We start from the raw sequence: 23,089 nt of genomic DNA on the forward strand, positions 1-23,089 counted from the left end.
AACTTGCATGTGTTAAGCCTGTAGCTAGCGTTCATCCTGAGCCAGGATCAAACTCTCCATTGTAAAATATGTTTTGGTGATAAGTGATGGGTGATAAATGATAATGGATACCATGTTAACCCAAACGCTTCACCGAGTAATCTCTGTTTCAGAACGCTTATCCTAAAAGTATCAAGTAAAAAGCACCTTTTCTTTTGTTCCTTAATTGTTTTGAAGCGATGCCTCAAAAGCAGGAACAATGAATTGATCGGTTCGTTTCTTTTACCCATCTATTTGATATAAAATCAAACAGACGCTTCTTGTACTACTTCTCTGTTTATGTAAATCTTTTCAAAGAACTCTTTCTTCTATGCTTTAACCAACTTGCCAAGAGGCTTGTTTTGTAAAGCGAGTGCAAAGGTATAGACTTTCTCTGTAACCTCCAAATGTTTTGAGAGAAAATTTTATCAAAAACTTAATTTTTCTTCGTTAGGAGCGAATTAAACGGCGTTACACCTTATTATATAATACGCTTCCCTTTCTTGCAAAAAATAAGCTTCTTGTCCCGACCGTCATCCTTTCACGACCTAATTAAGCCAGGATTGACATTACAGCCATACTATTTCTTTTTAGGCTTTATCAGATGCCAAGCCTCTCTAACCCATAGAACCAAAGAAGAGCCAAGCATGATAATAATCCAATCCTCCAATGACAATCCCCCCTTAGCAATGTTAAAGAACTTCTGCAAGATAGGCAGTTCCACCATAGCAATTTGTCCGATAAGAATAATCATAACGATAAATAGCAATCCCCGGCACCCTTTGAAATGCAAAGCACTCCGTCCTGTTTCAAATGCACGAGCATTAAACAGATAGAAGAAATGCGTCATAACAAAGATAGTAAAGAGTAAAGTTAATTCATACGGACTAAGTCCATTAGTGCTACCAAGCTGCAGATGGATAATATCCTTTAATGCCGTAATATCAGCATGTTCGAAGATATAGAGTAAAGCCAACAACATCACAAAGAAGAAGCCACCCACACCAAGAATATTCCAGCCCATAGAACGACTGATAATAAAGGCATTACGGTCACGCGGAGCATCCTTCATCACCCTTTCAGACGGAGGCAGAGAAGCCAGTGCCATAGCCGCAAAAGTATCCATGATAAGGTTCACCCACAACATCTGCGTCACTGTCAGCGGAGATTCCGTACCCATGAAAGCACCAGCAAGGACGAGGAAACAAGCCGCAACATTAACCGTAAGCTGAAAGAGTAAGAACCGTTGTATATTCTGATAGAGCGAACGACCCCACATCACCGCCTTACCGATACTACTAAAAGAGTTATCGATAATCGTAATATCAGAAGCCTCCTTAGCCACCGACGTACCATCACCCATAGAGAGTCCCACATGTGCCGCCTGCAATGCAGGAGCGTCATTCGTGCCATCACCTGTAACGGCAACCACCTCATTACACCGCTGCAACGATTCAACCAGTCGTTTCTTATCCAGCGGACGAGCCCGAGAAATAATCTTCAAGTCCTCCACTCGTTTATCAAGTTCAGCATCAGAAAGAGCCGCAAACTCTGGTCCTGTAATAATATTCTTATCCGAATCGCTGCTTGTCCACAGTCCTATCTGTCGTCCAATCTCCTTAGCAGTCCTTGACGTATCACCTGTCACGATCTTCACATCAATCCCCGCCTTCATACAATCAGCCACAGCAGCAGGGACATCATCACGAACAGGGTCGCTGATAGCGACTATCCCTTGGAAGATAAGGCCATCAGCCACTACTCTTCCCTCCTTAAACACATCCTCCTTACCATCAACAATCTGATAAGCAAAGCCCAGCGTACGCATAGCCTGCTCCTGATACTCTTCCAACTGTCGTTCGATATCCTCTTTCGTAACATCACAATCCGTCTGTTTACAGAGTCCATAGACAATCTCAGGAGCACCCTTCACATAGAGGATCTGCTTTCCTTCCATCAGCGTAGACTTGACGAGCACAGCCATATACTTCCTTTCCGTAGTAAACGGCAGCTCCTCAACGATTTGCACATTACTTCTTATCTCTCTATAAGATATCTGATGATCATTCAGCCACAGCAACAAAGCCCCTTCAGTAGGACTCCCCAATACCTCAGGTTTATCTTTTTCCGAGTAATCCAAAGATGCAGTAGAGTTAACCGATATCCCCTCCATCAATAAACGTGCAGCCAGACTCTCATCCAATTGTTGCTTATCCAAGGCATAGAACTGCGTCTGATAAACCCGCATCTGGTTCTGTGTCAGCGTACCCGTCTTATCTGTACAGATGACTGTCGTTGCTCCCATTGTCTCACAGGCATGCATCTTACGCACGAGATTGTTCGTCTTCATCATCCTTCGCATACTATAGGCTAAGCTCAATGTCACAGCCATTGGAAGGCCCTCTGGTACAGCCACAACAATCAAGGTCACAGCAATCATCATTGTATTCAGCGTATGCGCCAACAAGCCCGTCATACTCTCTTCAGGAAGGAGCATTATATGGAACACGACAACACAAGCCATTAAGATAAGGAAATAGCCAATCGTTATGAACGTATTAACAAACCATTTCCATCCCTCAAACTTCTTAATAACAAGCCAGAAGAATATTAACGTAGGAATACTCAACGTCCAAACAATTGGTTGCCAATGGAAGAACACGATCAATCTACCTACTATGATACATCCTGCAAAGACATAGCTTAACTTCGTAATGAGCTCACTCAGTCCGTCAAGCTGTTCACTGAGCGGTGTCTTCACACTATCGTCTATTTGTGCAGCTTCAAACACCTTACCATTCTCAGTACTATCGCCTACAGCCTCAACCACAAAGATGCCATGTCCTTCCATCACCTTCGTACCACGCAATACTTGGTTAGTAGCGTAAGAGGCATCCTTGTCAAAATCTTCTTCTTTTACTGATTTATAAGCAGGAACACTCTCCCCATTCAGCGTTGACTCGTCAACATAAAGCGAGATAGCCTCGAGAAGCCTACCATCTGCTGGTATTTCTGCTCCTGTATTGATAATGACAACATCGCCAACAACAATATCTTTCTTAGCAACTGTCGTCGCATTACCATTTCTTATCACCTCAACCTCTTCCTCATCGTTCGCTTGGTTGAGGATAGAGAACTCTTTATCTGCTTTCAGTTCAAAGTAGAATGCAATACTTGTAGCCAAAAGGATAGCTATAAAGATACCCACTGGTTCAAAGAAGACAGCCACTCCGTCCTCACTATGTAGTCCCCAGTATTCCCAACAAGAAATAGCGATAGAGAGGAAACCCGCAATGAGAAGGATGATAATGAGTGGGTCCTCAAACTTCTCTAAGAACTGCTTCCATAGTGGATCCTTCTCACAAGGCGTTAACACATTAGCCCCATGTTGTTCACGACTGGCCAACACCTCCGTGTCAGTCAACCCTTCATAATGTCTTTTTTGCTCCATAACTTTACTTTGCAAATATATTTAGTTAGATTTTTTCTTGTTCTGCAATCGTATTATCTCTTTGGTAGTGTAGCGTTTAGAAGATTTCCGTCTCTCGTTCTATTGACTGGTAAACACCATTGAGAATCATTACGCTCAATTTCACTTGACATGTCTGCAAAGATACAAATATTTTGTTATTAACAACCTTTATAACCATAAATATTATGAATGATGACGCTATTATACAAACAAAAACCTACCTCCAACTAGAAATCACTTCTTGTAAAGAGGTAGGAAAATGAAATAAAAACGAGTTTTAATTCACCAACGAGGTCGGTAACATCACGTCACGGACAAGCTTCGTTATTAAACAAAAAAAACGATATTATTAATTACTCAATATTCTTAAGACCAACCACATGAAATCCTCCATAAAAGAAGAAATAGCGATAGAAAGGGTTGCGGTCAACAAGATGCTTTCGAAGTAAATAAGAGCTAAAATGCCCAAGATAGCCACAAAAGGAATTTATCACACTTCGCAACAGAAAGATTTGTTTCTCTTTCATCGTTGTTCTACATCTACAAAGAGCTTCTATCAAACGCATTCGATTACGAAACTTGCATATCGTACGCCATCGAGGATAACGCCTATAAGGCATAATGTATGCTCCAAGAAAAGTCATACCCTTAGAACAGTGTTGCAAACTAATCTTCTTTGGGTGTAACGTAAGATGCAACTCATCATGCAGATAATCACGAAACAGCCCTATCAATCTTGCCAGTTTACGGTGATCAGTATCTATAACATAAAAGTCGTCTACATAACGGCCATAATACTTCAAGCCCAACTGACGTTTAGCAAACTGGTCAAGCTGATTAAGATAAATATTACTAAACAGCTGAGATGTCAGATCACCAATAGGAAGCCCTGAACCCTTTGCAGAACGGAAGAGACTCTTTGAAGGCGGTAATCCCTCCCAATCCTCCTTCCCCCCAACGATGCGTACATCACTTGTAGGGTCACGTAGAAGAATACTATCTATAAGGAAATCAACCAGCTGGCGGTCGAATTTCTTATTCCATTCAGGTTTTCTATCCATCTCCTTACGTAATAGTTCTCGCAATTCACGCTTAGGAATACTCATAAAGTATCCTTTTATATCAAGCTTCAGCACGTACGCTGATTGTGTATAATTCTGTGTACAACTACGCAAATGATGCTCAAATCGTTCCACACCCTTCAACGTTCCTTTACCCACACGGCAAGAGTAACTATCATATATAAACGTTGTTTCAAACAGCGGTGCTATATAGTTAAAGAGCAGATGATGCACCACACGATCCTTAAATGAAGAGGCAAAAATCTCACGCTGCACAGGGTCGAACGTAATAAAACAGATACAAGGTGATGGTCGATAAGTTCGAGTACGCAATTCATCGTAGAGATGCATCAAGTTATGTTCAAGATTCATCTCAAACTTCATTTGACTCTCCGTGTTTCGCTTGTTCCTCCTTGCATCGTAGTAAGCGCTAAATATATCCCTCAATAAATCCATATTCTTAACGTCTCTACTTATTACCATTCAACTCGTCAACATCTCTCCCTCTCCTGTAGGCTGTAAATGCTGAGACCGGACGCGCCGCGAACCCATAGGTCCGATTGTTGTTGTTCAGCGGGTTCACGTTGCCCGAGTTGAAGTTCAGGTTGCAACCGTTGTTCGTGTTGTTCGGAACTGCCGACCAATAGTAACCGTTGTTGCCGACGTTGTTGAGCGAACCATCATTGTTGTTGCGATAGCCCGAAGCAGGGAAAAATAGTAACCACTCATTAAATGAAGCATGGGGACCACCACCATTCGTAATCCTATGAAAGAGAAACGAAATAAGGGCATGTGACCATCCAACAGATTGGGATAACATAACCAGCCAAGACGCATTGCCACGGGGCGTTTGCGTACCTTTTACATGTACTGGTGGGTTACTGGATTTACTAATGCACGCTGTCAACGACCTTAGTCGCTGACATTCTGGCTTAGCCTGAGTTAGGAGGGGAGAGAGAAGGAAGACGAGTAAAGTCATAAGCACAAAACAACCGAACGAGTCAGTATGCTTTGCGTATATTGTATTATAGGTTGTGATTAAAGTTTGTTTCATACTCCCGCTTCTTCTTTATTTGTACATTTAGTTGCGTTTGTTCCCTTTTGACTGTATTTATGCCATGCCGTCAGCTGCTTTGATATGCTTTCAGTCTGCAGGCAGAGTTGTGCAAACTGTGGTACACTTAGGTGGTGCATGTCTTTCAATAGGCGTATACGAAGCCTGATATGTACAAACACCTCAAGACATCTTCGTAGGATTTGCTCTTTCTCACGTTGACTATTTACTTGGTAAACCATCACCATCAACTCAACCAACTCATTCTTTAGGTCCTGTACCAGCGTGTATCTCAAGTCACGAGGTACATTGCGTGTACGTTGATAGACATCTAACAATAAGTCGTAGATAGCCTTAAACACTGGCAAATTATCATACTGTGCCATGTCATTCTTCCTCTTTCTTTTAGTCGTTCAACTTTCCCTGCAATTGTGCTATAAACATCATACATTGCATAGGAGTACTATTAGCAACATTAAAGTCTCTCACCATCCTTATTATACTACCCGCATCAATATGTCCGGCACTTTCAGGCATTGTACTGTTGCTCGTCATACTGCCTGTTTGTGTAGACTCTTTTAGCTCTATTCCTTTCTTCCATTCGACAAAAGCATTCAAATCAATGGGTTCTGTCAGTCCTATAACTTTATGTGCATCATCTGATTCTATAATATTCCTCCCATTCAAATACTTATCTTCTGACGAAGCAGGGAAGCCCACGTAAGCGACCTCCTCACCATTAAGAACCTTCAGCTGGCGTTTGATAACCTTAAAAGGATGTACAAAACTGCACAGGGCGAACGCTGAAGCTTCATAAGCACGAAAGAACAAGCCTTCACGATAGAGATTTATCCTGCAGGTATTCTTTTTCTCGGCCTCAACTATTTCTTTGATGTTCATTGTTTCTTCTTATTACTTTGTTGTTTATTATCCTCGCCTTCATATACCGAAGGCAAGGATTTTTTTTCGACCGGCTACGCCGGTTTCTTTTGCCGGCGGGCGGGGCGATGCCCGCCGGCAATAAATCAAATGAATCAAATCAATCGAATTATTCTGAGACCGGACGCGCCGCGAACCCATAGGCCCGAGCGCTGCTGCTCACCGGGCTCACGCCGCCCGAGCTGAAGCCCAGGTAGCAACCGCTGATCGTGCTGTACGGAACCGCCGACCAATAGTAACCGAGGCTGCCGACGTAGTCGAGCGAACCATCATTGTGGCTGCGATAGCCCGAAGCAGGGAAATTGATAGTAGCCGTCTTGCTGCTACTTGTCCAGAAGTTATGACCAAAATTGTTTTGGTAAGTCTGCCAATCGCTTGTACCATAAACATTCATAGTTCCTCCATTCTGACCATTTGCAGTAAAACCAGTAAACGCATTGGAAGCTGGCATCTTGAAACCTACAGGACAAGGATCGTAAACGGTCTTGACTACAGAGTTATCATTGAAACCTGTTGCCGTATTTTCGGCTGACCAAAGATTATAATAACTATAACCAGTTGGAGGAGTACTATACCATGACGAACCCCATGTATAGAAATTGTCTGGATGCTGAATACCATTCATAATAGACATATTATCACCTGCACTCTGCGTAAAATGGCTATTTGCTGCTAATTCGGATGCATCTACACCAGGGAAGGCATCCTTACGACCGAACTGGTAAAGTGTGGTAGCACCCTTCTTAACGTTACCAGGATTCTGGGTAATATTGATAACAGTCTCTTGTGCTACTCCACCATTCTTAATGGTCTGCACAACCTTGACTTTGACAGTACGAGCTTTGTCGTAGGTAGAACCACTCCACTGGGTTGGCTTCCAACCCAAGGTTTCCTTAGTGAAGTTATAAACCTTACCCTGATAGTTGGTAACAGGAATCTTATCAAGTGCATCCTTAGGAGCAAACCACAAATGCCATGACCAAACAGTCGTACCACCCTTCTTAACAGCAACAACAGCATTACCGCTCTGAATGTCGCTTGCTGATACAGTGAAGTCGAGGAAACCCTCGCCACCATCATGCACAATAGAAGGAGAGTGAACGAGGTTGGCAGCATCTGCCCAAACCACCTCAGCACCATCAACGCCATTGTTAGCAGCGCCATTGGTCTTTTCTATCCAAGGGTCAGTGATGTTTTGGTTATTGTGGTCTTTAAAGTTATACAAAACGTATGAATTACCTGCAGCAGCATGGCTGGTGTAAGAGTTCGCATTGGTTGCACCGTTCTCGATGGCATTACCATAAACAAGCGGTATGCGATAATGACCGGGAGCTGAGATAACGTAACTATTAGCAGTGCTACGATTTTCTGAGCCGCCCTTCGTTGAAAGGTCGTAAGGAGTAGCTGTACCTAATTCTGTTGCCTCCTTAAGTGCCTTGTTACGTTTAGCGAGCAAATCGGTAACGTCTTTGGTCAATGTGGCCGTACCTTGGTCGGCAGCAGTACCACCCGTGCCCTCGGTCTTGCTAAGGCTGGTCAGCCATGCAGGCTTTTCACTCATAGAGAAAGTACCATCGTTATTGGCATCATAACCAACAACTTTCCATGCGACAGCCTGCTGCTGGTGTGTTGCCGGGTCTTCACGATAACTTGTGATACCGTATGCCTGCGACTGGGTTTCATCATAATTAGCCGCACGGCTCGGGTCGGTTGGCGTGAGCGTGTAAGTCCAAGTAGAGGTAGTCTGGCTTAGCTTGTAAGTACGGGTTGTTCCCGCCTTCCATTCACCCTTTAAAGGTACGGTGATTTCTGTTCCATCGGTGCAGTGCACGTAAGCAGTCACATGGCCAGTAAGCTGCTGTGGTATCATATAGAACGTATAGTTATCGCCCGCATTACCCATGATGGTAACATTAGGGTTGGCACTTGTGCTCACACTGACACCCGAGAGGGTTGCATTGCCACGTGTGTCACTTGAGTGGTCCCAATCGGCCCCATTGCCATCAAACTGCTTAGAGAGTACATACTTACTCTTCATCACAGCACCACGCAATTCCACCTTATCGATGGTCTTATTCCAAGAAAGGTTCTGACCCACAGCAAAGCGAATACCCGTAAGAGCGTGGCGGAAATCGAGGTTGGTTGTAGGCTGCTGAAACTGCGTAGCATACTCAACATCACCCGTACAAGCCGTCATCAAGTCGACCTGCTTTGTCACATCACTGTTTACCTCGAAATCAACACTTGGGCTACCACTCGTAGCATCGGTGTTATTGATGGTCATCTTTGCGTAGCTCTCTGCGTTAGGATAGACAGCAAAGAAGCGAGCCTTAGGCTGTGCAAACGACCATCGGATAGGCGAATAGAGTTCGCCATTGCTCTTGGTCTTCTTAGCATGGAACCACTCGGGCGTGGTGAGGATGCCAGAGGCTGCTGTACCACGGATACCTGAGGCAGAGAAGTCGCCAAGGGTAGAGGTAGCTATGATGTCAGCACGTGTGCGGGCGTCAGCCTTAACAGGATTGACACCCTCGACAGTAGTCTCTATCAAGCAGACGTCAATATTGCGGTTACTATGGGCTGCGAGCTTACCACCAGCGAGGTCGTTGCTGCCCAAGCCAGGCGTGATGGCACCACGTGTCATAGCACCACGGCTGATAGCCCCTTCCTGCACATCGTTTACACTAAAGCGGACGAGGGCATCATTGCCATTCGTTCCACCATTATCCAAATCGTCGTCGGCACACGATACTGCCGTCAACGCTGCGCCACCGGCCAAGAGAGCCGAGCAGGCGTAAAAGAAAAGTTTGTTCATTGTTGTTATTTGAGAAGTGAAAGGAGTGAAGGAGTGAAAGGGAGTTAAGACAATACCCTAACCTTACTTTACACACTTCCATCTCCATTGTTTAAATGTTGTTTTTGAGGAGTGAAAGGAGAGAAGGAGTGAAAGGGAGTTAAGACAATAGTTCTATTGTCAAATTCCTAACCTTACTTTATACACTTCCAACTCCATTGTTTAAATGTTGTCTTTGAGGAAAAGAAGGAGTGAGAGAATAAAAGAGCGTGTAGACAATAGCGTTGTTAGCCTTATCGTTACTCATTTCAAACTTGTTGAAACGATACTTATACACAAGCAACTTGTCTACTTGTAAACTCGTCTACTCGTCAACTTGTCAACCCGTCAACTATCCCTCCAAATTATCATCATCACCTCCGTCCTCTTCAGTAGGAGGTACAACCTGAATACTGCCTGGATGAGAAGTAGTACCGCCACCACCTGGGCGAACGAGAGGACTCTCGGCAAGGAAATTGCCCTCAGTCTCAACCTTGACCACCTCAACGGTAGGACGAACATAAAGTTGTCGCACGGTCTGTCTGATTTTCTTCATAAAGCTTAATAATTAGTTAGTTTATAATATATGTTTGCTCACACAGTTGTCATAAGCGAAAGGGAATTAAGAAACCATGCTGACTCCTAAGGGCAACGACGTAGACACGTCGCATCCCATCATAGCCAACATGGTCGCAATCAAATTATATGAGGAAAAAACGAATGATAACACGAAAAAGACAAAAGGCAGATAGAGCAAGCCCCTTGTCGACATCTCGTCACGGTCTGCGCAACACACAGACACGTAACAAGCTATGAGAAAGTTAGTTATACTATTATATAAGAGAGAGAGAGAGAGAGAGAGAGAGAGAGAGTACTAAAATTATTTGAAACCTCCAAATAATTTAACATCTTTTTCGCATTTTCTTTCAACCAAGCTCCTCGTTTCTTAGAATCAATGAGAGTGACAGGCACAACACAAGTCCTTACATCTTCTTTACAAAAGATGTAAACATCAGTGGTTGGGATAAAATGCTTCGTAACTCTCATTATCGTTATTACAAGTTAATTTTCGTTTAACTGCGTGCAAAGATAATAATAATTATTGAAACACAAAAGAATAAGACAGGAATTTATTAAAATAACGAAATAATATTAGTCTTTCTGCTACTTTCTTAAAGACTTATTAAATAACTGTCAAAGCGAAGAACATAAAAAATAGTGGCCCCTCCCCCTGCCCCTCTCCGAATGGAGAGGGGAGTAATCACCGAGATACCCCTATGGCTAATCATTAACACCTAACACCCAACACCCATCAGAGGCCTCACCCCCTGCCCCTCTCCGAATGGAGAGGGGAGTAATCACCGAGGTTACCCCTCCTTCGCTGTTTGCGTCTTGATGGGACGTGCCATTGGCTCGACCCCGCCTAAGCTAATCATTAACACCCAACAAGGCTATTCATCATCACCCAACAATTAACACCCAACACCCAACATTAGCTGTAACGTTCTGTGATATCGGTTGACTTAATGTCTCTGTGCGCCTTTGTGTGTTCTGTTCTTCTGTGTAGTTCTGTGAGAAAACGAATACAAGAGGCTCGTTGGATATTTTATCTCTCACAGAGTTTCACAGAGGAACAGAAGCCCTTCAGCGAACAGGGGGGAACTCACAAACGTCTGCAAGCAGGCGACAGATATCACAGAGCGTTATTGCTAATGTTGGCAGAAACGCTCTGTAATATCGGTTGAATTAATGTCTCTGTACGTTTTTCGGAAGACCATAAAGGTTATGGCAAAGAGAACAAGGCATGAAAAGAAAAAGAATAAAAACTATAAAACCTAACTGTCTACCTCTATGAAAACGTCAGCTTATTATCTTTTTTTAACTTAACTCAGTCACATTTGTTATCTTTCTATTTCCAAAGAAGGCCTTATCTTTGCAGCAGAAAACAATAAAATCAGTAACAGAGTTATGGCAAATAAGATGAAAGACTATCTCCCTAAGATTGAAATGGAGAAGATGCAAGCAATGCTTGAACTGGAGGAAAAGTACGAGACAGGACAGCTCTCATTAGAAGAGGCACGTGAGCAGATGAAGACAAAGGTAGGGAAGATACGCCCTTATCACCTTGCCTTCATCGAGCAAAACATGAAGTCGCGTGAGGACGATGAGTGTATACGTGCCGACATGCGCAAGATTATTGAACTCGTTGAGGGTTTCATGGATTACAGCCGACCAGATGTACCAGAGGACCACCCACTTTCACATTATTATAAAGAGAACGATGAGATGCGCCGACTGCTCCTTGCTGTTGAGGACCTCATACAGTATCCGATGATAAAGAACCAGTGGTTAGAACTCTACGACCAGATACGTCAGTATCCTATCCACTACCAACGTAAGCAGAACCAACTCTATCCTCTCTTGGAGAAGAAGGGCTTCGACCGCCCAACAACGACGATGTGGAACTTTGACGACATCATCCGTGATGAGATCAAGGAGTCGCTGCGACTCTTAGAGGCTAACGACGAGGAGGCCTTCATCGCTGCTCAAAGTGAGTTGATAGCCAATGCACGCGACTTGATGGAGAAGGAAGAGACTATTCTCTACCCTACTTCTTACGCACTTATATCTCCGGAAGAGTTTGAGGACATGAAGGCAGGCGACCAAGAGATTGGTTTTGCCTTCTTCACAGTGGAGACTCCATCATCACCCAACACCCACCACTCTTCACCTAAAGAAGGCTTTGCAGAAGACCTCCAAGCCCTACTCAGTAAGTATGGTTACTCCGCAGGACCACAGCAGGAGTTGGATGTGGCAACAGGTAAGCTTACCTTAGAGCAAATCAACCTCATCTATCAGCACCTGCCAATCGACATCTCCTTCGTAGACGAGAACGAGTTGGTGAAGTTCTATTCTGATACTGACCACCGCATCTTCCCAAGGTCGAAGAATGTCATCGGTCGACAGGTGTCTAACTGTCACCCTCGTAAGAGCGTGCACATCGTTGAGGAGATTGTAGAGAAGTTCCGTAATGGCGAACAAGACAAGGCTGAGTTCTGGATTAACAAGCCTGAAGTGTTCCTCTACATCGTCTACTTTGCTGTGCGCGATAAGCAAGGTCGCTTCCGTGGCGTACTCGAAATGATGCAAGACTGTACGCATATCCGTGAGCTGACTGGCTCACAGACCTTGCTGACATGGGCTGGTAAAGAGGAGGAAAACGCATCAACCACCACCACTACCGACGATAAGAACGACGACGCACCTACTGCCCAAGCAGACAAGCAGATAGAGATAACTTCAGACACACGTCTGAAAGACCTCTTTGAAGTTTATCCTCATCTAAAGAAGGAACTTGCTGCTCGCTATCCATCCTTCAAGATGCTGAACACGCCATTAGGTAAGTTGATACTCAAGAAGGCCACTGTCCGCACTGCTGCTGAGCGTTCTGGATTAGGCGAAGAGCGGTTTATTCAGTTGCTAAAGGATTGTATCTAAAATAGACTTAGTAGTAGGTCTATCCCTATAAAGGTAACCTCACCCCCACTTCCTCCCTGCTTGTAAATGGGAGTAAGGGGGTGAGGTTATCCTTTATAGAACCACTAATAAAAGAATAAGGAACGTACTCACCCTATTTATCAACATCTCCACATGAGAAAAATCGGTAATGTCTCCACCGTTCAGGATAATCAATAACATCGTAAGAAATCATTACATACTATTGAAGTAAGTATCTGCAAAATAAGCATATATCATCTCCTTTTATCACACTCATAACAGTCAACAAATCAAGCTATTACAAACAGCGTTGTAGAAGACGCCCTTCTTGCCTCAAGAAGGGCGTCTTCTGCATGCAAGAAGGGCATGTTCTCGGACGAAGAAGGGCGTCTTCTTGTTGTATACTCGGCCTTTTCTCAAAAAAAGAAGGGAACAATCTATAAAATATCTTGACATTTTCTGTTTACCAGGTTAGTGTTCTATCTCTCACAGAGGACATTTTTTTCTCTCACAGAAGAACACAGATGAACAGAACACACAGCATTTCACAGAGACATTAAGTCAACCGATAACACAGAACCTTACAGCCACCATTAGCTATAACGTTCTGTGATATCTGTATGCCGAAGGCCTTCTGTGGGTTTGAAACTGTGCGCTATAATGTTCTGTTAAATCTGTGAGTTCTGTGAGAGAAAATACTACCCAGCGACTCTCAAGCGTTCATTTTTCTCACAGAAGAACACAGATGAACAGAACACACAGCATTTCACAGAGACATTAAGTCAACCGATAACACAGAACCTTACAGCCAATAGAAGCCTCACCTCACCAAGCACTCGCCCGTAGAAATAGCCGAGCAATCCATCAACCCTAATCCCTCTGTAAAGCTATCTTTTGTTGTTCATCCTTGCAAGGTTCAAAGAAAATACGTAAATTTGCCTACAAGAATCACGTATTATGACAAGAAATATATTACACATCATAAGCTTGAGCCTACTACTCTTGGGTGTTACAGCTTGCAAGCAAGAAAGAAAATCAAACGATATCATCACTAAGATTGCCCCAAAACCTCATGTGCCGAGTGGTACAAAGGCTATGGATGAATTCAAGTATGAGAAGAAAGTGGAGTGGATGGGTGCTACCTATACAATTCGCATACATCGTTTTGCAGATAAATCACTCTCTACTGTAAGTGACGAGGACGGCCGCAAATACTATGACAACAAGTTTCAAGTACAGATACTACGCTCGGATGGTTCATCATTCTACGACCGTACGCTTACAAAAGACGATTTCAGAGAGTTTACCGACAATCAGTACGCTAAGAATGGAGCCTTGATAGGTTTCATGTTCGACCGAGCTGAGGGCAACAAACTATACTTTGGAGCAAGTGTTGGCTCTCCTGACCCAAAGAGCGACGAGTATGTTCCATTAGACGTAACCATCGATAACATGAGTAGGATGCGTATCAATAAGGCAACACAATTAGACACTCCAAGCGACCAACCCGAACAGCCGAAGAGTGAAGTGGATAAATCGGAGGAAGAAGGAGTGTAGGGAGAAGGGGACCTCCCCCAGCCCCTCCGAAGGAGGGGAGGCCCAAGCTGCTAAATCCCCTACAATTCCTTCGAAGGAGGGGAGTACTAAACTGCTGGGACCTCCCCCAGCCCCTCCGAAGGAGGGGAGGCCCAAGCTGCTAAATCCCCTACAATTCCTTCGAAGGAGGGGAGTGCTAAACTGCTGGGACCTCCCCCGACCCCTCCGAAGGAGGGGAGCCCCAAGCTGCTAAATCCCCTACAATTCTTTCGAAGGAGGGGAGTACTAAACTGCTGGGACCTCCCCCGACCCCTCCGAAGGAGGGGAGGCCCAAGCTGCTAAATCCCCTACAATTCCTTCGAAGGAGGGGAGTACTAAACTGTTGGGACCTCCCCCAGCCCCTCCGAAGGAGGGGAGGCCTAATAGGATAAGATTGGTGATTAGGCTTAAGTCTTATTAGCCTTATTAGCCTTATTAGCCCAATACCCTTTACTACCCTTCCCTCACAAAGTCAAGGGCCTCTTTCACCTCTTCCTCGCTAACAGACTGGTTGATACGGATGTCACCGATACCCCCTAAGAGTGTGACATTAATCTCATCTCCACGGTTCTTCTTATCATGATGCATCAGCTCAATGAGCCTTGCATAATCGTTACAAGTGATGGGCAGCACCCCATAATACGTACGGATGAAACTGACAGTCTGCCGCATACGCTCTGTTGGAAAACCCGTCTTCACTACAGAGAGGTATAATTCAGCTATCAAACCAAAGGCAACAGCATATCCATGAAGGATAGGACGATGGTCTAAAGCCCATGACTCGAACGCATGACCAAAGGTATGACCAAGGTTAAGGGACTTTCTAATACCCTTCTCGTGCGGGTCCTCCTCCACAATTCGTTCTTTTACGCATACGCTTCTACCCAACATTCCACTCAACAACAGCAGGTCTGGATCAGCAAGGTTGTAGTTTATTAACTCAGCCCACATCTTTTCATCAGCAATCAAACCATGTTTTAGCATCTCAGCATAGCCACTGCGGATATTAGCAGCGTCGAGTGTCTTAAGCCAATCAGTGTTAAGAATAACCGTATTCGCCTCATTGAAGACCCCAATCTCATTCTTCAATCCACCGAAGTTCACGCCCGTCTTACCGCCAACACTGGCATCAACCATCGCAAGAAGCGTTGTAGGAATATTAATGAAGTTAATGCCCCGTTTGAATGTTGATGCCGCAAAGCCACCAAGGTCGGTCACCATACCACCACCCAGGTTTATCAACAGCGAGTGACGCGTAGCCCCTCCCTGCTGTAAAGCCTCCCACACAGCCACCAAGGTATCGAGCGTCTTATTGCTATCTGTCGTCCCAATCGTAATCACTTGAGCCTTTTTTAGACAGAAATCATCCTTGATAAGTTCCCAACACAACTCACGTGTCGTCTCATCAACAAGCACAAATATCTTGTCTTTCTCGCACTCTGAGATCGCTGTTGCCAGTTCACTCTTGAACTGTTTGGATATAATAATGTTCTGTTTCATAAGCTTCTCCTCTATAGTTCACAATACAAAAATAAGCTTTTTCAGCTTACGAAAACACAGAAACACGCTGATATTTCACACACTTTAATACTATCTACCACGTTTTTGCGCACATTGCTCACTCTATGTGCAACCCTTTCGGAGGATAACGCACCGTGTTTTCCTACGCAGAGACCTTTCATTCGGCCTCAACAACCAGCCGAACAACAACTTTTTTAATAAATTACTTATATCTCATTAAACCTTATTCTTTTTTCATCGTCATACTTATCGTTCTACGACAAGATTAAGAATTTAACAATAAATTTATGGTAAAAAGACTGTTGACATTTGTTCTTTTGCTGTCTGGCTCTATATCGATGCTGGCACAGAACAGGACAATTACGGGATCTCTCTACGATGGAGAGTTAAAAGAAAAGGTACCTTTTGCTGTTGTTCAGCTGCTGAAGCAGGACAGTAGCTACGTCGTTGGTGCCACATCAGACGAAGCAGGAAGCTTTAAGATTACGGCCCCTAATAACGGACGCTACATCTTAAAGGCATCGTATGTAGGCTACAAGACTATTTTCCAAAACGTTACTATCGCCAACGAGCAGGATGTCTCGGTGGGACAATTAGACTTTCAAGTAGACACAAGGACGTTGAAAGAGGTGAAGGTAGTGGCCTGTGCCCCGAAAGTAGTCGTCAAGGCCGATACCTTTCAGTATAATGCTTCGGCCTATCGAGTGCCTGAAGGCTCAACTATCGAGGCCCTCGTAAAACGCTTACCGGGTGCAGAAGTGTCAAGCGACGGTACGATTAAGATTAATGGTAAGGAGGTTAAGAAGATTCTTGTAGATGGAAAAGAGTTCATGGTGGGCGACACCAAGACCGCAATGAAGAACCTTCCTACCTCTATCATACAAACGATTAAGGCCTACGACCAGAAGAGTGACCTCAGTAGAGTTACTGGTATTGATGATGGAAACGAGTCGACAGTACTCGACTTCGGTATCAAGTTGGGTATGAACAAGGGTCTCTTCTCTAATATCGACCTCGGTATCGGTACGCAAAACCGCTATTCTGAGAAGGCGATGGGCGCTTACTTCAATAATAAGTTCCGTATGATGGGCTTTGCATCAGCCAATAATGTCAACGACATGGGCTTTGGAGGTGGTCCACGTGGTGGCTTCGGCGGTGTGCGCCAAGGTCTGAACGCTACCAAGATGGTGGGTCTGAACATGAACTACGACAATGGTAAGACCCTGCAATGGGACGGTAGTGTGCGCTGGAACCACGCTGATGGCGACTTAAACACACGTGTAGCGAGTGAGAACTTCGTAGCACGACAAGGCTCATTTGCGAACCGCTTGTCGCAAGAATACACCAGAAGCAACTCTTGGGATGGGCGTTTCAGACTCGAGTGGCGTCCCGACTCTGTATGGAACATTATGTTCCGACCAAATTTCCGACTTAGTAAGAGCGACGGACAAATCGTTAGTTCGTCTGCAGCCTACAATGCCGACCCCTACGAAACGGTTGACGATCCATTGTCAACAGCCGCTATCGCACAGCTGAAAGGGCTTGGCTTGATGGGGAACACACAGCGTAATATGACCATCAGCTATGGTAACACCACTGCTTTGGGGGCTATGTTACAGGTGAACCGCAAGCTCTCCAGCAACGGACGAAACGTCACCTTGCGCACAGATGCTAACTATAGTAATTCGGACTCTAAGACGTTCTCAACGCAAGACATTCAGTATTTTCAGTTGCAGGACGCTCTCGGTAACGACTCTACCTACCGTGCTTACCGCTACAACCTCATGCCGACAAAGAGCTGGGACTATGCTTTGCAGGCTACTTACAGCGAACCAATAGCTCGCAAGACTTACTTGCAATTCAGCTACCAGTTTAAGTATGGCTTCTCAAAGAGCGACCGTGACACTTACGACCTGTCGGCTTTACCATCAGGAACGTTCGGTAGTTTGAAACCTGCCTACCGTTCATGGGACAACTATCTCGGCTTGTTGACCAACCCATTGGGCAACTACCTTGATAATAACTTGAGTCGATACTCTGAGTATCGCACCTATACTCACGACGTGCAAGTGATGATGAGGATGATACGCGACAAATGGAAGATGAACGCGGGAGTAATGTTTCAACCACAGCACTCCACTTACATGCAGGATTACCTCGGTGTACATGTCGACACAGCACGCACAGTATTCAACTGGAGTCCTACCTTCGACTTCCGTTACAAGTTCAGTGAGCAGAGCAACCTACGTATCAACTATAGGGGTACGATCGCTCAACCGACAATGAGTCAGCTGCTTAGCATTGTCGACAACACCGACCCACAGAACATCTCAATTGGTAACCCTGGTCTGAAACCAGCCTTCACCAATAATTTCCGCTTGTTCTATAACACCTATAAGCAGAGTCATGCGCAGGCCTTGATGACCTTTGCAAACTTCTCAACGACCCGAAACGCCATAGGAAACAGTGTCACCTACGATGCTGTCACAGGTGCTCGTACGATACAGCCTGTCAATGTGAATGGCAACTGGGAAGCTGATGCAGGACTAATGTATAACATGAGTATCGACTCAGCTGGCGTATGGAATATCCATAGCTTCAGCCGTGCTAACTTCAACCGATACGTCAGCTATCTACAGCTGAACCGCACGAGTAGCTTAGACAAGAACATCACGAAGTCGCTTAGCTTAGGTGAACGACTTGCTGCAAGTTATCGTACATCGTGGTTGGAGTTAGAGTTAGACGGGTCAGTAGACTATACTAACACGAAGAACAACCTGCAGAGTATGAGCAACCTACGCACATGGCAGTTCGCTTACGGTGGTACGCTGAGTCTTAACCTACCATGGAACATGAGTATCTCGACCGACCTCCACCAGACCAGTCGACGTGGTTATAGCGACGCATCATTGAACACCAACGAGCTACTCTGGAACGCACAAATATCACAGAGTATGCTGAAAGGAAACGCGCTGACCTTCAGCTTGCAGTTCTATGACATCCTTCGTCAGCAGAGCAATCTCTCACGTGTCATCAACTCTGTGAGCCGTACGGACACAGAATACAATAGTATCAACAGCTATATCATGCTGAGAGCAACCTACCGATTGAACCTCTTTGGTGGTAAGAACGCTATGCCGAAACCAAAGGATGGTCCTGACTTCGACCGAAACGGGCCGGGTATGGGGCCACGGGGCGGTCAGCGTCCTCCAAGAGGGGAACGTCCATCAGGTCCTTCACCATCAGGCGGTGGCTTCGGCGGCTTCTAATAGACAGGATATAAAGTTTGTGTAACAGCGTGAACGCTGTCTGACCGAGCATAAAAAACAAGGTTACAGCGTGAACAAGGTTAGGCTGACAATGAAAGAAAAGATGTCGGAGTGGACGATGACAGACTGAACAAACGACGTCGACACCCGAAAGAGCGAGAGAGCCTCACCCCAACCTATCTCCAAACGGAGCAGGTCAGGGGTGAGGCCTCATTCTTTTAAGAACACTTGCACAGTCCTTTGAAAATGCTTACCTTTGTCTGCAAAGCTAAATCTTACAAGGGACTGAACCCTAACAAACAAATACATTGAAGATACAAAGTCGTAAAATGAGACAGACCAATCACTTTATTATAGCTGTGGGCTTGCTGTTTGCGCTCTCTGCAAACACACACATCGCTCACGCACAGGGACGAAATATGCAGGAGAAGGTGAAGAACTATTTCCTACAAACACTCAAAACAAAACAGGACGAGGAGCTGAAGAGCAAGGAGACCTACCAACGTAACCGACCTTACACGACATCTATACAACAAGTAATGAAGGCTAACGAGATTGCTAAAAACCAAAAGATGGTATGGACGGCATGGTGTGAAGCCAACCGAGCGTTGAAGGAAGAGAAACTTGCCAAGCCCGAGGATTTACGGAAAGGGGTGAAGGCTGCATGGCACCTGCCTATGACCTTGGAGAAAGAGGCGGTCATGCCCTACTATTATGGACGAAAGGGAAGCAGCGAGGGAAAGCTGCCCTTGTTCCTTTACCTGCATGGTTCTGGTCCGAAAGAACAAGAATGGTCTACCGGACTTGCCTTAGGCAACAGGTTCAAAGACGTTCCTTCGCTCTATTTCATCCCACAGATTCCTAACGAAGGCGACTACTATCGCTGGTGGCAGGTGGCTAAGCAATTTGCTTGGGAACGCCTTCTCCGACAAGCACTCGCCGAGGACAATGTCGATGCCAACCGCCTTTATGTCTTCGGAATATCTGAGGGAGGCTACGGCAGTCAGCGTCTTGCCTCGTTCTATGCCGACTACTGGGCTGCAGCAGGACCTATGGCAGGGGGCGAACCACTGAAGAATGCACCCATAGAGAACTGTGCTAACATTGGTTTCTCATTCCTTACTGGGGCTGATGACACTGGGTTCTACCGCAACATACTGACTTATTACACACAAGTGGCCTTCGATTCGGCACAGTTGGCACGCCCCATGGATGCCGACAAGCGGCCGCTCTTTGTTCATCGCATCAATCTTCTGCCAGGGATGCAACACCATATTAATTATGACCTTACCACCCCTTGGCTGAAAAACTTTGTCCGTAACCCTTATCCAAAGACTGTTCTTTGGGAAGACTACGAGATGGATGGGCGGCATCGGTCAGGTTTCTACAATCTTCAAGTGATAGCTTCTCCTACGAAGAATCGCACCTACTACGACATGACTATCCATGATAACGTGGTGAGAGTCAGTATTCGAGAGGTAGAATACACCGCTGTTGAGCGTGACAAACAATGGGGAATTGAAATGAAATTCAACCGTAACTACACCACAGCAAAGGGTGGACGGCTTCGTATCTATCTGAACAATGAGCTCGTAGACATGGCTAAGCCCGTGACAGTCATCGTCAATGGACAGGAATGTTATCGAAAGACAGTGAAGCCAAACCTGCAAGACATGATTAATAGTTGCACCGAATACTACGACCCCTATCGTGTTTATCCAGCCTCTATCGAGGTTAGTTATTAGGTTCAATGGGCTTTTCAAGTGGCGACACAAGGGTTTTTCATAGTGTTAACGGCTGATTATCTGTGTGAGGAGTATGTATCGAACAGGTCGTAAAACACAAACATAGCGAGGGTAGATGTTGTTGTCTAACCTCGTTTTTTACTCTTTCTACTCTTTAACTCCTCAATGGCTTGTCAATAATTTTCGCCCCTTTTGAAACCAGTACACGCCCTTCTACGTTTAAGAAGAGGCCCTTCTGCGTTCAAGAACATGCCCTTCTTGCATGCAAAAGACGCCCTTCTTGAGGCAAGAAAGGCGTCTTCTTCAACAGAGTATGTAATATGCTGATATATTACGAGTTAGGAAGTTGGTTTTCACAGATGATATAGTCTTGATTTGAGGACAAACCTGTGTGTTTTTGTCACATATTTTCATGAATTAAGAAAGTTATCTGAAGGTTCATTCCTCAGAGGTTTTCACAGAATGAGTAAGGACCTATTCGCACCCGAGAAGGTACCTTATAGCAGTGCCTTCTATAAGGTTGTCGCATGAAAGAGATTGTGCACTTAGAATAAAAGAACCATCAAAAACGGGACTACCTTCGTAAAGGTAATCCCACAAATCTAATACTTCTAAAGATTATGACGTGCTATAAGCCTATAGTTAAGCGTCTGATCAAGAACTTGTTGTGTAGGAACTTAAAGCACTTTCAGACGATATTCTGTTAACGCAACTTATAGCCCTTGAAAGCATAAAACATAATATAGCCAAAGCATACAAAGCAAAGACCATAGGCATATCGAGCATCTGAAACATCCTTTAAGAGGCCAAACAACACTGTAATAGCTGCTCCACCGATAAGTCCCATGGTTAAGAGTGACGACCCTTTCTTGGTGAACTTACCCAAATCCATCAGTGCTAAAGGCCAAAAAGCAGGCCACATCAGTGAACAGCCTAAGGCCATGACACCAACACTAAAGATACTATAAACCCCTGGGAGAAGGACGACAAGGGCAGTGCCCAGCAAGGCTACGAACGAACATATCTGTAAAGCACGTGTCTGAGAAAGATACTTAGGGATAAGGATAATTCCCGCTATATATCCAATACTAATACTAATCGGTGTTATCCAAGAGTAGTTCTCTGGATGAGTAAGCCCTAACTCGTTTGCATAATCAATCAGTGTACCCAAGACGATGGTCTCTGCACCAACATAAAAGAAGATGGCAATAGCGCCAAGAACCAAATGTGGAAACTGGAAAACAGACTTTTTACTATTCGCATAAGTAGACACCTCTTGGTCAATCTCATCTGTTTCACTACTATCCTCACCAGCGGCCTTCACCTCTGGTAATGGTGATAAAAGCGCCACAACACCCAAAGCAATGAAAAGAAAGATAATCACAGCAAAGGGTTTACCTAAGTCATCTATAGCAACACTGCCTGAGGCTCCTGCAAAGAGAGCAATAAACAGAGGTGATACTGGCCAAGCTAACTTGTTAATCATACCCATAATAGAGATACGCTTTGCGGCACTCTCCGTTGGTCCTAATATCGTAACGTAAGGATTAATAGCTGCTTGTAAGAAGGTGTTGGCCGTTCCACAGAAAAAAGAAGCCGTCAGGAACAAAGGAAAACTCTTTGCATCTGCCGAGAAGATAAATGCTCCGAAAGCTATGGCAAACATTCCAAACGCAGTAGCCATCGTACGCTTATACCCTATCTTACTGATTAATATTCCCGCAGGATAGCCAAAGATGAGGAAAGGAAGGAATGTTGCACCAATAAGCATATACGCTTCCATGGAAGAGACGCTTAACGACACCTTCAATACTGGTACCAATAAAGAATTAATACCCAGTGCAAAACCACAAGTGAAAAACATTAGTCCTAAGAATGCCATAGGTACAAGGAAACTCTTTTGTTCTTTCATAAGTCTATTAACAACACTTTTGATGAATACTATTATATATGTAATATGGGACTATAAGAGATATGCTCCAAAATAAAGGAGTGATGGGATGCCCACAAGCAAGAATGCTGCACAATGTTTTCAGTGCTACAACGCTTTGATAACAGGAACAGAGATGTCAAAGGAAGTGATAGAACACTAACCTTAGAAATG

General features: G+C 44.7%; 13 protein-coding genes. 4 read left to right on the forward strand and 9 right to left on the reverse strand.

Annotation, left to right across the window (positions count from 1 at the left end; translation table 11 throughout):
• Window positions 1–598 precede the first annotated feature (598 nt).
• The 7 genes from CHB62_RS06685 to CHB62_RS06715 all read right to left on the reverse strand — a co-directional run bounded on the left by CHB62_RS06685 (window position 599) and on the right by CHB62_RS06715 (window position 9,933).
• Window positions 599–3,469, reverse strand: coding sequence for a cation-translocating P-type ATPase (locus tag CHB62_RS06685; protein WP_089366206.1), 2,871 nt, complete (start codon window positions 3,467–3,469; stop codon window positions 599–601).
• Between the two features lie 374 nt (window positions 3,470–3,843).
• Window positions 3,844–5,007, reverse strand: coding sequence for a reverse transcriptase domain-containing protein (locus CHB62_RS06690; RefSeq protein ID WP_158296867.1), 1,164 nt, complete (start codon window positions 5,005–5,007; stop codon window positions 3,844–3,846).
• A gap of 13 nt (window positions 5,008–5,020) precedes the next feature.
• Window positions 5,021–5,605 (reverse strand): hypothetical protein, encoded by a 585-nt coding sequence (locus CHB62_RS06695; RefSeq protein WP_089366208.1) that lies wholly within the window; start codon window positions 5,603–5,605, stop codon window positions 5,021–5,023.
• Window positions 5,602–5,991, reverse strand: a complete 390-nt coding sequence (locus tag CHB62_RS06700) for a four helix bundle protein (RefSeq protein ID WP_089366209.1) — start codon at window positions 5,989–5,991, stop codon at window positions 5,602–5,604. The genes CHB62_RS06695 and CHB62_RS06700 overlap by 4 nt, the downstream gene beginning before the upstream one ends.
• A 19-nt stretch (window positions 5,992–6,010) precedes the next feature.
• Window positions 6,011–6,505: a hypothetical protein gene (locus tag CHB62_RS06705; protein WP_089366210.1), complete on the reverse strand. Its 495-nt coding sequence runs from the start codon at window positions 6,503–6,505 to the stop codon at window positions 6,011–6,013.
• Between the two features lie 148 nt (window positions 6,506–6,653).
• Complete coding sequence (locus CHB62_RS06710; protein ID WP_089366211.1) at window positions 6,654–9,359, reverse strand: hypothetical protein; 2,706 nt, start codon at window positions 9,357–9,359, stop codon at window positions 6,654–6,656.
• 370 nt (window positions 9,360–9,729) lie between these two features.
• Complete coding sequence (locus tag CHB62_RS06715) at window positions 9,730–9,933, reverse strand: hypothetical protein (RefSeq protein WP_089366212.1); 204 nt, start codon at window positions 9,931–9,933, stop codon at window positions 9,730–9,732.
• Between the two features lie 1,412 nt (window positions 9,934–11,345).
• Between CHB62_RS06715 and CHB62_RS06720 the strand changes: the two genes are divergently transcribed.
• Together CHB62_RS06720 and CHB62_RS06725 are read left to right on the forward strand one after the other, a co-directional pair.
• Complete coding sequence (locus CHB62_RS06720; RefSeq protein WP_089366213.1) at window positions 11,346–12,875, forward strand: DUF438 domain-containing protein; 1,530 nt, start codon at window positions 11,346–11,348, stop codon at window positions 12,873–12,875.
• Window positions 12,876–13,832: 957 nt separating this feature from the next.
• Window positions 13,833–14,432, forward strand: coding sequence for a DUF4738 domain-containing protein (locus CHB62_RS06725; protein WP_009010525.1), 600 nt, complete (start codon window positions 13,833–13,835; stop codon window positions 14,430–14,432).
• A 471-nt stretch (window positions 14,433–14,903) separates the two neighbouring features.
• On the opposite strand, the gene aroB is transcribed toward CHB62_RS06725, so the two are convergent.
• Window positions 14,904–15,950 (reverse strand): 3-dehydroquinate synthase, encoded by a 1,047-nt coding sequence (gene aroB, locus CHB62_RS06730; RefSeq protein ID WP_089366214.1) that lies wholly within the window; start codon window positions 15,948–15,950, stop codon window positions 14,904–14,906.
• Window positions 15,951–16,258: 308 nt separating this feature from the next.
• Here aroB and CHB62_RS06735 point away from each other — a divergent pair, with 308 nt between their 5' ends.
• The gene (locus CHB62_RS06735; RefSeq protein WP_089366215.1) at window positions 16,259–19,240 is read left to right on the forward strand and encodes a TonB-dependent receptor; all 2,982 of its coding nucleotides are present in this window, start codon (window positions 16,259–16,261) and stop codon (window positions 19,238–19,240) included.
• A gap of 329 nt (window positions 19,241–19,569) precedes the next feature.
• Entirely contained in the window at window positions 19,570–20,985 is a 1,416-nt protein-coding gene (locus CHB62_RS06740) for a carboxylesterase family protein (protein WP_089366216.1), read from the forward strand.
• A gap of 703 nt (window positions 20,986–21,688) precedes the next feature.
• On the opposite strand, the gene CHB62_RS06745 is transcribed toward CHB62_RS06740, so the two are convergent.
• Window positions 21,689–22,897 (reverse strand): MFS transporter, encoded by a 1,209-nt coding sequence (locus CHB62_RS06745; RefSeq protein ID WP_089366217.1) that lies wholly within the window; start codon window positions 22,895–22,897, stop codon window positions 21,689–21,691.
• Window positions 22,898–23,089: the final 192 nt, after the last annotated feature.

The sequence above is a fragment of the Prevotella jejuni genome, assembly GCF_900187995.1.
Taxonomy (GTDB): Bacteria; Bacteroidota; Bacteroidia; order Bacteroidales; family Bacteroidaceae; genus Prevotella; species Prevotella jejuni.